Source organism: Synechococcus sp. Tobar12-5m-g, from assembly GCF_024345415.1.
In the GTDB taxonomy this organism is placed as follows: domain Bacteria; phylum Cyanobacteriota; class Cyanobacteriia; order PCC-6307; family Cyanobiaceae; genus Regnicoccus.
In genome coordinates, this window is the sequence record NZ_JAGQBB010000040.1 from 1 (window position 1) to 12,514 (window position 12,514).

The 12,514-nt window shown below is 60.8% G+C and carries 13 protein-coding genes; all 13 read right to left on the minus strand.

Annotation, left to right across the window (positions count from 1 at the left end; translation table 11 throughout):
* Positions 1-141 precede the first annotated feature (141 nt).
* Positions 142-1,203: an acyltransferase family protein gene (locus KBY66_RS15220; RefSeq protein WP_255090469.1), complete on the minus strand. Its 1,062-nt coding sequence runs from the start codon at positions 1,201-1,203 to the stop codon at positions 142-144.
* 40 nt (positions 1,204-1,243) lie between these two features.
* A complete protein-coding gene (locus KBY66_RS15225; RefSeq protein WP_255090470.1) occupies positions 1,244-1,954 on the minus strand; it encodes a GDSL-type esterase/lipase family protein in 711 nt (236 codons plus the stop codon).
* A gap of 525 nt (positions 1,955-2,479) precedes the next feature.
* Complete coding sequence (locus tag KBY66_RS15230; RefSeq protein WP_255090471.1) at positions 2,480-3,604, minus strand: glycosyltransferase family 4 protein; 1,125 nt, start codon at positions 3,602-3,604, stop codon at positions 2,480-2,482.
* Positions 3,604-4,419: an FkbM family methyltransferase gene (locus KBY66_RS15235; protein WP_255090472.1), complete on the minus strand. Its 816-nt coding sequence runs from the start codon at positions 4,417-4,419 to the stop codon at positions 3,604-3,606. Before KBY66_RS15235 ends, KBY66_RS15230 begins: the two co-directional genes overlap by 1 nt.
* A 49-nt stretch (positions 4,420-4,468) precedes the next feature.
* The gene (locus tag KBY66_RS15240) at positions 4,469-5,578 is read right to left on the minus strand and encodes a glycosyltransferase (RefSeq protein ID WP_255090473.1); all 1,110 of its coding nucleotides are present in this window, start codon (positions 5,576-5,578) and stop codon (positions 4,469-4,471) included.
* The gene (locus tag KBY66_RS15245; RefSeq protein WP_255090474.1) at positions 5,578-6,435 is read right to left on the minus strand and encodes a class I SAM-dependent methyltransferase; all 858 of its coding nucleotides are present in this window, start codon (positions 6,433-6,435) and stop codon (positions 5,578-5,580) included. Before KBY66_RS15245 ends, KBY66_RS15240 begins: the two co-directional genes overlap by 1 nt.
* A 72-nt stretch (positions 6,436-6,507) precedes the next feature.
* Positions 6,508-6,906 carry a HEPN domain-containing protein gene (locus tag KBY66_RS15250; RefSeq protein ID WP_255090475.1) on the minus strand — a complete coding sequence of 133 codons (399 nt, stop codon included), beginning with the start codon at positions 6,904-6,906 and terminating at the stop codon, positions 6,508-6,510.
* Positions 6,903-7,280, minus strand: a complete 378-nt coding sequence (locus KBY66_RS15255) for a nucleotidyltransferase domain-containing protein (protein WP_255090476.1) — start codon at positions 7,278-7,280, stop codon at positions 6,903-6,905. Before KBY66_RS15255 ends, KBY66_RS15250 begins: the two co-directional genes overlap by 4 nt.
* A 4-nt stretch (positions 7,281-7,284) precedes the next feature.
* Entirely contained in the window at positions 7,285-8,409 is a 1,125-nt protein-coding gene (locus tag KBY66_RS15260) for a glycosyltransferase (protein ID WP_255090477.1), read from the minus strand.
* Positions 8,406-9,050, minus strand: a complete 645-nt coding sequence (locus KBY66_RS15265; RefSeq protein ID WP_255090478.1) for a class I SAM-dependent methyltransferase — start codon at positions 9,048-9,050, stop codon at positions 8,406-8,408. The genes KBY66_RS15260 and KBY66_RS15265 overlap by 4 nt, the downstream gene beginning before the upstream one ends.
* A 289-nt stretch (positions 9,051-9,339) precedes the next feature.
* Positions 9,340-10,623 (minus strand): glycosyltransferase, encoded by a 1,284-nt coding sequence (locus KBY66_RS15270; RefSeq protein WP_255090479.1) that lies wholly within the window; start codon positions 10,621-10,623, stop codon positions 9,340-9,342.
* On the minus strand, positions 10,623-11,738 hold the full coding sequence (locus KBY66_RS15275) for a hypothetical protein (RefSeq protein ID WP_255090480.1): 1,116 nt from the start codon (positions 11,736-11,738) through the stop codon (positions 10,623-10,625). The genes KBY66_RS15270 and KBY66_RS15275 overlap by 1 nt, the downstream gene beginning before the upstream one ends.
* Before the next feature lie 10 nt (positions 11,739-11,748).
* Entirely contained in the window at positions 11,749-12,363 is a 615-nt protein-coding gene (locus KBY66_RS15280; RefSeq protein ID WP_255090481.1) for an acyltransferase, read from the minus strand.
* Positions 12,364-12,514 lie beyond the last annotated feature (151 nt).

The window sequence follows — 12,514 nt, forward strand, 5'->3', positions numbered from 1 at the left end:
CTGGCGTCAACCCGAAGAAGTGTGGATCAACAAGCCACCAGAAGAGCCCGAACCGATCCTCGCGCTAGCCTTGGTCCAGGCCGCCTGAGTGGCAGCCAAGGAGTGACACCTTCCCTGAAAGTCACCGGCACGGGCCCAGCATCAACGGGTTAATTTACGGCTGGAACTCTTAGCGCTATTGCAATACTTGGCTGCGCGAATGGGGCTCAACCGCATTAGTGCTTGGTAGCTGGGCTTTTCAATGTATTGGCTCATCAGGATCCCAGCCAGTATGGTGCTTGTAAGGCCAAGCGAGATTGAGGTAAACCAATAAGCAGTATATTGATAGCTTGAGCCAAGATCAGGAAGAAGAGCTCGCACTAGCCCTTCACTAACTTTGAGACTAGCGCTCAACGTAAGCACCTGCACAAGATAAATAGAATAGGAGGAATTCCCAAGGAGCTGGAGGAACCTGAAAGCAGCAACAATATGCTTGGAAAAACTCTTGCTTGATAGGTAGTTAGATGTTTCAAGTAAGTACAGAAACACCACCAATGCAAAAGCCAGTAGCGCGATAGGGGTGCTCAGGAAATTGGCAACAACCGCCACTAGAAGGGCTGCCTTCCAGGGGGAGCGAAGGGGCACTTGTCCTGGATTGACTGCTAGCAGGAAAGCGGCAATACCGGTAAGAAAGTAACTAATTAGGTTGCTTTGGGTGATGGCCGTGGCAATAAGTCCTACACTGATCAATGCAGAAAACCACGGCTGACGCGAAACAATCGAAAAACGTGCGATAACGAGGGCAAAGGCTATATAAAACCATGCTTCATAGTATAGGACCCAGCCAACATACACGTAGCCGCTGATCTGGCCATATTCAAAGAATAATGTTTTTTGAATTCCTGCAAGCGTAATCGGTAGCGGGTTACCACGGAATCCGGATGCCGGCAGGATGGCGATTGCGCTGATAAACAGTGTAGCCGTAAAAAGGTAAGTGGGGTAAAGCCTGGAGAGGCGGCCATAGAGGAATTCAAGGGCGGGGCGCGGATGATGCATGCCAGCGAAAGCCACCACAAAACCTGACAGCACAAAAAAGAGAGGTACACCCATATCTCCCCAGCGAAATAGACTGATCGGGGTCTCAACGGGCATGTAAATGTTGAGACCACTTTCCAAGTGGTAGAGTACGATCGTTAGGGCTGCAACGGCGCGCAAGGCCTGCAACGATTGAAGCCGCACCGGTGTAGTCGAAGTACTAAGCGGATCAACCACGTCTGAGGTGCCGATGGAGGATAGGTTTGAGTAACTCCCGCCATGCTAAATAGCCCTTTGCGTTGAGGTGGATGCCATCGTAGGTATACGCAGGATTGAGGCCTTTAGCATTTGCGAGAACGCTATTGAGGTCAAGGAATGCAAAGTCGGGGAGAACAGCTTTCAGAGTCCTGTTGAGAGACCGGATGTTGTTCAACACCTGTTCGGAGCAATGGGGAGGAAGGCACTCAAGTGTAGATTGTAAAACAACTCGGCTACCCGGAGTTGCCGCAAGTATCTTCTGACGTAGTTGAAGTAGATTCGCCACGCTTCTCTCGGGACCCCAATGTCTTAAAAGCATATCGTTTACACCCAGCATCACTAAATACAACCTGGGTTGGGTGGCAACAATGACCGGAAGTTTGCCGAGGACATCCGCAGTGCTGGCCGAGGGAAACCCGCGATTAGCAATAGCGATTGATGGGTCGAAATACTCGTTCCAGAGGCCTTCAGCGGTAATCGAATCGCCCACGAAGGTGACGTGAGCAGGGCGAATATCCATGAGGATGGCTTCCCGCTGCTGGGGTCGCGTAGGGATGCCTTTGACCAAAGCAATCAGCTGATTACTGGGCGGCCATCGCTTAATTCCACCAACCCACCCTAATGCAAAGCTGACTGGCAATAAAAGTGCAAAGATAGTCAACAACTTCTTGCTCACAGCCACCTCGCATGGGTAGAGAAACCAGCGAGCAATGGCACTATGGGGGACGTCATCCAGGAGGTATAGGCTAAGGAGTAGACTTTACCTGGGTTGCCAGCTAAATTCCTATGCAATCTAGCCAGAATACATATGAGCTTGACCAACACCTTCGATCTTCTGTGGAGAAGAGGCTCGACTGGGTGCGATTGGGATAGCAAGTGCTCCTGCTCCAGGATTTCCCCCAGGACGATGGCAACTTTGGTCAACCCGAGCTGGAGGCCCGCCCCTGAGGGGCATCACTGCACCTGCTAGACACCACCTTCGCCAGGTGGCTGCAGGTCAGGCTGCAGGGGGTGCCGTCGATGGACAGCAATCGGATCCTGCCGTTGGATGGCGCAATCGGCAGACGCTGGGGCCAGCGTTCAGCCGAGCTCGGCCATCACGGCGCTGACCTGATGCTCGCTGCCACGGCCCTGAAGCGAGGCCATCAGCTGGCGATCCGCAACGTTCGCGCTTTCATCCCCACCCGTGGGGCTGTGGTGAATCCCTTCAGCCCAGAATCCCCGCCAGCTGCTCCACCGCCGCCGCCCAGGTGAACTCCTGGCCCCGCTGAGCAAGGGCTTCGCGCCAAGCCAGATAACCCTCATAGGAATCCAGCCGGCCCGCGATCCAATCGGCCACCTCCTCAGCCTTTGGGTGCGCCGGGAAGAGCTGGCCGCAGCCCTCATCCGGCACGGTTGAGGCAATGCCCCCCACCGCATGGGTGAGCACAGGCACCCCCAGGCGCTGGCATTCGCGGTTCGAGATTCCGAAGGCTTCCGCCTCGGAGAACAGCGTGCCGAAGTGCCAGCTGCGCAGCTCGGCAACAAAGCGGTCCATGTCGCTGTGCTTGCTCCGAAAGCCGAGCGGCTGCAGGGCCGGATGGGCCGGCAGCGTGGAAGGCTCAGGCCCGATGGCCCGGACCACCGTAGGGATCCCACGGTCGATCAGCACATCGGCAAGCTGCAGCAGAAACGGGCCGCCCTTGCGCCGCCAGTCCTTGCCCAGGAAGCCGAGCCGCAGAGTGTGTTCGGGGTTGGGAATCGGCGGGGGTGGTTGGGAGGCCAGCCCGGCGAGGGTGGCCTCATCCAGATTGGCGCCGCCAGGCACCACATGCACCTTGGCCGGATCGATGCCGTAGTCGGCGATCACCGAATCCGCTGCCCAACGGCACATGCAGATCACCACCCCCGCCGCCTCGTAGCCCTGCCGTTCGCGTTCGAGCACCCGCCGTTGAAACGCCGGGGCGATTCGAGATCCGATTCCGTAGGCATCGAACACCTGGCAGATTGTGGCGTCGATGTAGTAGTTGATCGTCCACTGGCGGGGCCAGGGTTGCGGGGGCAAGAGGGGGAAATGGCTGAGCAGCTGCAGCGACTGGGTGGGATCGAGGTGTGCCTGGGCCAGCAGCGCGCGTGCAAAGCCCCGGCTGTACTGAAACCCCCCCGGCCGACCCGTGCGCAGCAGCTGGGCCAGGTTCCAGAGGCGCTGGCGGCTGCGGAGGCGCTCGGGATGGAGGGCGAGGCCCCCATCCAGCAGGCCGGAAGCCTTGCCGGCCTGGAGCAAGAAGAAGGGGATATTGCTCCAGGTGGCTGGATCGGTGGCGTCGCCGCAGCAGAGCAGCTGGCGGTTCATCAAGGCAAGGCCGCCCCGCTCTCAGACAGGAGATGGATGAGATCCCTGCGCTCTCTCTTCACCATCACCAGATTCGGCCCCATCAGATCATCAAGGCTGGCTGAGTAACGGCCAAACCAACGTATGCCCCTGGGGTAAAGCTTTCCGATGAGATAGTTGGCGCCATAGTCGCGCATGTAATCGTGCACGAAGAAACGCGAGAATAGATTGGCCTTTCCGTATTCAAACTGGACACAGTCAACTCTCCCTTCAGACATCATCCTGCACCCCCCCCGTAGAACACTTGCTTCAAATCCCTCCACGTCGATCTTGAGAAGATGAATGGATGCAATGGAGTGTTCAGAGCAGAAGTCGTCAAGGCGCTGGGCTTGTGCTGGAAGGCACTCCACGGTCGTGAGGTCGTGGACCGAATCCTGTACCCCAGCGATCGCTGAGGTGTTGCCAGTATTGCTAGAGTCGAAATAGAAGTTGAGCTCCCCGTTCCGATCTGCCAGAGCATGTTGAAAGATTTCTGCCCGTGGCTCCTTGCCAAGGCTGCATGCCAGCTGCTGGAAAACAGTGGGCATCGGTTCAAAGGCATAGAGGCGAGCCTGGGAGCAAGCCGCCAAGGCCAGACGGGCGTAATCGCCCCGGTTTGCCCCCACATCAAAGATCACTTGTGGAGCCGTGCTGGCAAGGCGATTCAGCAACCAGGCCTCACCATTGGAGGCAGGATCGTAGTTGCCATTTTCATAGAGCGCATGAAACACGGTGGCCATGCGATCCATGACGGCCAGCAAAGGATTGCCGTGATGGGCAGGCAGCGCGCGCTGCAAGCGGGGGAACAACCAACGCCAGGGTGTTTTCAACATGGGACGTATCGAGTTAAGCGGGATCCGTAGCCAAGTCCAACAGCCGGTACCAATGCATGGCCGTGAGTCTGATGTCGTACACCTCGGCGTGGGCCTCGGCCCGCTCCGCCAGCTCCTGCCGTTGCTCCTGGGAGACCATCAACTCAGACAATCGCCCCGCCCACTCCGCAGCATCCCCTGGAGGCAACAGTGCACCGGCAGCCCCATCGCGCAGCACCTCCCGGCAGGCGGGCACATCGCTGGCGATCACGGCCAGGCCGGCCGCCAGGGCTTCAATCAGGGCGATGCCGAAACCCTCTGCGGGGGTGGTGGAGAAGGCGAACACATCCGCTTGGCCCAGCAGCTCGGGGATGTGGGAGCGGCGGCCGAGCAGCACCTGGGCTGGATTGAGGCCCAGCTCTTGGGCGAGGGCTTCGAGCCGTGGGCGATCCGGCCCGTCACCAACCAGCTGCAACTCCCAGCCGGGCAGGCGGACACCAGCGAAGGCCCGCAGCAGGGTGGCCTGGTCTTTGATCGGATCAAGGCGGGCCACCATGAGGATGCGGCGCGCATCATCCGACGGCCTCTCCGCCCGTACAGCAGCGGCGCGAGAGGCAATGGAGGCTGTGTCGCAGCCGTTGGCGATCACAGGCCCCAGCCGCAGGCCGCGGGGCAGGGGCTGGAGCGAGGCCACGATCGCCTCGGTGCAGGGCACGGCCACCACCCCCAGCCTCTGGAACCACCTCAACAGGCGATGCCACAGACGACGACCCGTGGCAGCGGGTGGGGCGGTGTTCTGCACGGCGACAGCGATGCGCCGCACCCCCGCCAGCCTTGCCCCCAGGGCCAACCACAGCATCATCCGGTTGCAGGGGTAGATCAGCAGTGCATCCGGCTGGCGCCGGCGGCAGAGCTGAAAGCTGCGCCAGGCCAGCTGCGGGCCATCGCAGCGGGGCCACTGGTGGATCGCAGCAAGCTGGCCGGCGTCGAGCAGCAGCTGGAAGGGCTGGGCCATCGTCTGCTCACTGCTGTCGGCATTGAGCAGCTCGCCATGAATCCCGGCCGGGGCGTGGCGGATCAGCTGCAGGGCCAGGGCTTCGATGCCGGCGGCATGGAGGCCGCAGAGCCCATGCAGCACGCGCATCAGGAGCGCTTGATGTAGGCGCCGCCGAACACATGAAAATCGGGGGTTTCCGGCTGGCCAACCAGACGCCTGCGCAGTTGGCCGGCTGCGGCACGGAGGCCGGAGGATCGCCGGCAATCCTGTCGCCAGCTCAGGGCATCATCCGGAATCATAAAGCAGGGTGGACTGAAGAAATCGGTGCTGGAGGCCAGCAAGGCCTGAAGGTCGGCGAAGTTGGAGCGATTCACCTGGCTCTCATCGGCCACGGCGCTCGGGCAAGGCGCCACATCCATCGTGAAGGTGACCAGCCCCCCCGGCCGGGTCACCCTGATCATCTCCCGCACAGCCTGGATCGGGTCGGGCATGTGCTCCAGGGATGAAATCGAATAGGACCCATCAAAATGGGCGTCGGGGAAAGGAAGGGCCAGCGAATCCGCCGTCTGAAAGTGAAGGCTTCCGCCAACAGCGGCAAGATCAGGGTGGCTCCAGGCGCTGGAGGGAAGATCGCCTTCCGCTGAAGGCTGATCACCAAGATCCGTGCCGATCAGATGATGCCCGGCCGTGGCCAGCAGGTAGGCGGTGGCATTCACCCCACAGGCATTGTCGAACAGGGTGCAGGGAGCTGCCGGGTCCGCTCTGCTGCTGATCCAGCGTGCGACCTGGCTCAGCACGTAGGGATACTCCCAACGTCTTGACCAATGCTGAAGGCCACCCCTCAGGTAGTGGAGAAAGTATTGGCTCTCGCATTGCCCCAGCAGCCAGTCTTGGAGTTCTTTGAGGGCAACAGCATCCGCCTGCTGCCTTGAAACGAACCCACTGACGCCCACGCCCGCGGCAGCCGATCGGGCGGCCAGCTCGCTGAGATTGAGTCGGGTCATGGTGCGGGAGACAGTCCGTTCGAAACCTACAGGGCGTTGCAAGCATCGAGGCTGCCTGGCGCTGTTTTTCGATCACGATGGGGTCTGATCCATGGCGGCGAGGGCCTGGATTACCGCGGCTGCCGTGCCGATGGCCTGTTCGGCATCGGCTTGGTCAAACAAGTCTGATGGTGGCGTGGCATCGATCGGATAACGCGAGCTGATCGACATCCTGCTGAGAGCCTTGAGGGCCAGAGGAGCCAGCGCCGATGTGTCAAGACCTGCTGCTTCCAGCTGCCGCACCAGATCTCCCAGAACATGGGTGTGGGGCGGTTCCTCTCCAAGTTCCAGGATCACGCTTTTTAGAGCTTTTTCGGCAGCCTGCGAAGCGAAGTAGCAGGCCTGGGCGAGGAACCCGTTTCGGCTGGCGAGTTCGGCGAGGTCGAGGTCGTTGCGGGCCTGGGCCAGCCAGGCTTTCGGTCGAGGATTCACGAGGGCCAGCGGAGCAGGGGAATGCCTTGGGAGCGCACCGCTCGCCAGTGGGGAGAAGGAGAATCAACCCACGACTGCCAGCAGATTCGGCTGACCGGCACCACATCCGATCCGATACCGGCCTCGAGCAGGCGATCGGCCCAGAGGTCGGCCACAGCCTGATCCCCTGCTACTACGAGCAGGTCGACATCGGAATAGCCATCCCAGTCACCCCGGGCCCTGGAGCCGAACAGAATCATCTCGATCGGCTCGTCACCCGGCTGAGCATGGGCGCCAATGACCTTCACCAGGCTGCTGGTGAACGCAGCCAGCCAGCGGGCATGACGCTGCCGGCGCAAGGCCTCCAGGGGGGAGAGGGCGGGTGAAGCGGTCATGGATTCAGGCTACCGAGAGCCCCAGTTCCCGCCCGTAGGCCAGGGCCATGGCTTCAACCGAAAAATCCCTTAGGGCCCGCTCGCGGGCGGTCGCTGCCCGCCGGGCGGCAGCGGCTGGGTCAGCAAGCACGGTGCCGATGCCAGCGGCCAGGGCTTGGGGGGAGCTGGGCTCCACCAGCAAGCCGCAGCGACCATTTTCGAGCACCTCGCGGCAGGCGCCCACATCGGTGGCCACGATCGGCACGCCGGCGGCCATCGCCTCGGCCAAGGCAATGCCGAAGCCCTCATCGGGCTTGGCAGCGAACGCGAACAGATCCAGCTGGCCCAGCAGCTCGGGGATGTCGCGGTGCATGCCGAGCAGCTGCACCTGATCGGCCAGATCCAGCTCTTCGATCAGGGCTTCGAGCTGGGGGCGATTGCTTCCTTCCCCCACCAGCCACACGTTGCAGGGCACCCCCTGATCGCGGAGCAGGGCTGCGGCCCGGATCAAGGTGGGTTGATCCTTGTGGAGTTCCAGCCGCGCCACCATGCCGATGCGGGGCGGACCTGGAGGGGATGGGGCCCGAACCTGGGTGGCAAAGCGGTCCAGATCGCAGGCGTTGTAGACGGTGGCGGTTTCCTGTGGATGGAGCCCAAAATCGCGGAGCGTGGCCGTGCGGATGTAATCGGAGCAGCAGAGCAGGCGGTTGGTGACAGGACGCCCCAGCTGAACCAGGGCCTTGAACTTGCCGAAAGCGCGCCCAGTCCACACCGGCGGCAGGTTGCCCACGTGGGCGCAAACATGCCTGACCCCAGCCGCCCGAGCCCCCAGGGCCAGCAAGGAGTGCCAGCCCAGCGGAAAGCTCAGCACGGCTTGGGGCCGCCGCCAGCGGCAGAGCCGGAAGCTGAGCCAGGTCAGGCGCGGGTAGCGCGCCAGCCCTGAGCCGAGCGAGATGGTATGGATGGGGATGGCCAGCGCCTCAAACTCCGGCCGCAGATCATCGGCTTCAGGGCTCAGGCAGAGCAGTTCCACCACCAACCCCTGCGCCTTCCAGTGCCGCGCTAACTGCAAGGCCAGCTGGGGGCAGCCTTCGGCTACGAGGGAACCAAGAACGATGAACAGATCACAGCGGGGTTGGCCGCCTGTCATCGCTTGGTGGCGATGCAGATCAGCTCATCGCCAAGCCCAAAGGCCTCCATCATCGGCAGGAGGGGAAGCAGCAGCAACCGCAACCACAGGTACCGGGCCTGAGGAAGCCGGCCTGAATGGATCAGGCTCCTGGTGAACCCATCCGGCCGTGCTTTTGTATCAATCTTGACGTTCTGAAACCCGGTTTGCCGAAGAATGCGCTTCAGGGCTGAAGCGGGGTAGTGATGGACATGGCTGGGTGGATCCCAGCCATGCCAGGCGCTCTTGAAAAGAAGGCGCCACAGGCATCCAGGATTCGGGATCATGAGGATCAGGGTGGCGTCTGGTGCCATCGCGGCATGGAGTTCCTGAAGAAACTCCCTTGGATCAATCAGATGCTCCAGCACATGGTTCATTGTGACTGTTTTGGCGGACTTGATTTCAGGGAGCTTGGCAGGATGGAGAACATCTCCCTGGTGTACACGGGCCCCCGCTGAAACTGCTTCTGCGACGGAGTTTGAAGATTGCTCGATGCCGGATACCGCATAATCTATTGCCTGGGCCAACAGGCAGAACGAGCCACTTCCAGCTCCCAGATCCACAATGGGGCTGATCACACTTGGAGCCCTTGTTGAGGAGAGATAGGGATAAGGATCATTCACGGACCGCCAATATCCGCCAAGCAAGGAGCGCTTCCCACGTTGGGGAGTTGACAAGGCTTCAGTCTGTTGCCCTGCCCTGCTGGATGCCGCGCCATCAATATGCGCATAGTGATCGGAAAGATCAACCCTGCTGGGCGCAGGCAACAATGAAATCACCTGGCAAGACCTGCAGCCTGAATAGTTATAGCGTCGGGAGGATCGTGGAATGTTTTCCCAGGTGGAAGCGCAATCCAGCCGTAGGTCATTGGCCTGGCAAATTGGGCATGGCATGGTTGACGTGAGCAGTGGCTTATGCATAGACCGGGAGCAATTCTGTGGCAACAGCTGAGAAGGCACGGACCAGCAGCGGGGGTTGCTTGAGCGCTTCAGGATTGTTCAAAGAGCGCTGCAGAAAGTGCTGCCAAGCCTTGGCTTCCTGTGGAAGCAGGTGCCCTGCAGCGCCATCCAGCAACTCCTTGATCCCGCCCAGATTGCTCCCCGCCACCGGAAGCCCTGCAGCAAAGGCCTCCAGCACCGTCAGAGGCCCGGTTTCCAGCCATGTGGAGGGCACCACCGCCAGGTCGTAGCCCTGCAGCAGCGGCAGCAGCTGATCCTTAGGCCGGTTGCCCATCAGCCGGAAGCGATGGTCGACGGAGATGCGCTCAAGCAGCTGCTGGCCGTAGGCACTGTCCCAATAGGGGCCATAGAAATCCAGCTGGATCGGGGCCTCTGCAGGCAGCCGGCGGATCGCCTCGATCACCAGGTGCAAGCCCTTCACCGGATGGCAGCGGCCCCAGTACACCAGGCGGAGGACGCCGTCCTGCATTGGCCGGCGCTGTCGCGGCGGCAACAGTGGCGGGCCGGCCGTGCGGATCAGATGGATCTTCTGTTCTGTAATTCCCTGGCGCAGGAGCACATCCCGACTCCATGCGGCAAGCACGTGAATGGCATCAGCCAGCTCGGTGAGCTCCAGCCATGCCTGGTGAAACGCAGCGGTGAGCTGCCGCGCGGTGAGCACATGGGCGAGCGAACCAGCGGATTCGGCATCCAGCGGCCAGCCGCTCTGGAGAGCCACGGCAGCAGCTATCAAACGGGGCACACCGCCATTGTGCAGACGGCAGCGGGTGCAGCGCCGCTGGCGCAGCACACCATCGCAGATGGTTTCGCTGGCATCGATCAGATTGCCCTTGATGCAACTGAACCCCGGCGCATGCACAGTGATCACCAGCCGCGCCCCGAAGGCCTTCACGGCCCTGGCATGGTTGAGGCCGCAGCGACCGCTCCAGGAGTGAAGATGCACAACGTCGGGGCGGAACTCCTGGAGCAGCTCGCTGAAGCCAGGAATCTCCGCCGCCGTGGAGGCCACCTGCTGGCGGCGATTTCCGGGCTGAATGGGTGGCAACAGCCGCTGTTCCTTCAAAAGCCTGGCCTGGTAAGCATGGTCCGGCGAGGACAGAGGTGCCTCGTGGGCGGCCCAGAGGATTGCGGGGGTGGGCTTGAGCTGCTGCTGGGCTTCACTCAGCTGGTGAACGAAGATCTCGGTGCCGCCCGTGACGCGAGGGTAGAGGTCGTTGGAGAGGTGTAGCAGACGCATCAGGGCTGGAGAAGATCACCCGCCATGACGGCATGCAGTGACGCTTCGGCCTGGCGGGGATGCTGTGGGGCTCCGATCACCCTGGGATAGGTCGGCCAGGAGCCCTCGATCAGCAAATTGTCCATGAACAGATGTTGATAACTCTTCAGAGCCATGCTGTTTCCCACAATTGGAATACCGGCAAACGCAGCATCCACCACCCGGGTGAGCATGCCTGACGAAGGCGGATGAACGATGAGTTGAGCCAGACAACGCTCATGGCAGTGTTGTAGTTCCATGTCGCTCACTTCACCACGGATGTGGATCGATTGGTTCTGGCCAAGGTCAAAACGATCTCGTAGCTTATCACTGCCAATTCCCACCACCTGAATTGGATGGGGAGGAGCCCCGTACTCTCTTAACACTTTCAGCATTCGGGAAAGTCCTTCCTGATTCGCTGGATTTCGAAAATCGGCTAGCCAGAGATAACCGAATTCAGTATCAGGTTGCCGATTTTGTCGAATAGCCTCCAGGCGGCGACGGACATCGGAGGGTGGATGGTAGGGAAGCGGCTCAGCTGTGATGCCATGCAACTGCAGCCACCAGGACTCTTCAGGGGAAATGGTGAAGATGGCATCGGCCATCGCCCACCAGGGACGTTCATCGGCGAAGCGCCGCGCCACATCACGGCGGCGGTGGGTCCAGGTGCCGGTATTGGGGGCCAATGATTCGATATTGGCGGGCACCATCACGGTTCGACGGCCATGCGCCTTCCAGATGGCCACGGAGGCGAGAGCCCCATAGCCAGTACCTTCAATGATCACACCCTCCAGGCGTGGGTAACGTTTCAGCAGCTCAGCCACAGCCAGGCCCCCATGGCCCTGGCTACGCAGGCTTTCAATACCAAAAGGCAGCAGTGGGCCATGACGACTGGCTGCATCCAGTCCAGCCCCAAGAGTTGCCCAGCGTGAAGGCGGAGGGGTTGGGTCGGCTACGGGATGGAGGTTCCAGCCTGCAACTTCGAGGATCTCCAGCAGTTGGCGGGAGCGATGGCATGCGCCGGAAGAATTGGCTGGATCCTGGCAGATCACGAATACCAACCATTGCCGTTCCTTCTTGTTAGCGATCAGCAACATGGATCATTTCTCAGCAGATGTCGGTGTCAAACCAGGGCTGCCAGTTCAGTTCGTACTGAGGTTCACATCGGCGGCGGCCAATGACACGCGCGGGATTCCCAGCCACGATTGCCAGGGGTTCCACATCCCGGGTGACGACGGCGCCGGCCCCGACTACCGCCCCCCGGCCGATGGTGACGCCGGGTAACACGATGGCCCGCACCCCAAGCCAGGCATGATCGTTGATGCTCACAGCGGTTGGCTTTGTTGACCCTCCAAACCCAGGTGAATGGGGATCATGGCTGGCGCTGATCAGATAGCACTCCGGCGAAATGCTCACATTGCTGCCGATCGTGATGCCACCGCGAGCATCGAGGCGGCAGTTGCGATTGATCACACTGTTGGCGCCTAGAGATAGACGAAAACCAGTAACCCAGCAACCACCGTGGATCGACGCGCTTCGAGCGATCGAGTAGCGCAACACCCGACGTAGATACCAGCGCCGCACGCTGTAGGAAGGGACTGCTGAGATCGGCCAGCTCCAAGCGGCAAACTGGCAAGCCTTCATGAAACCTTTGACTTTGCGAACTAGGATGCGCCCCATTGGCTGCTGTTGATCATTGAAAGCAATGGAGTGAGAGATCACTTAGGGAAGCTCTGGACAACAAGCCCGCATAGCCAGTCGCGGTCCACCAATTGTTCGGATTGGACTATTTCAGCAGAGATCAGGCTGGAATGAGCCTGATCTCACCATGTTTGGGGACTGGCCCGCTTCCATTGAGGGCCGTTTTAGCCCT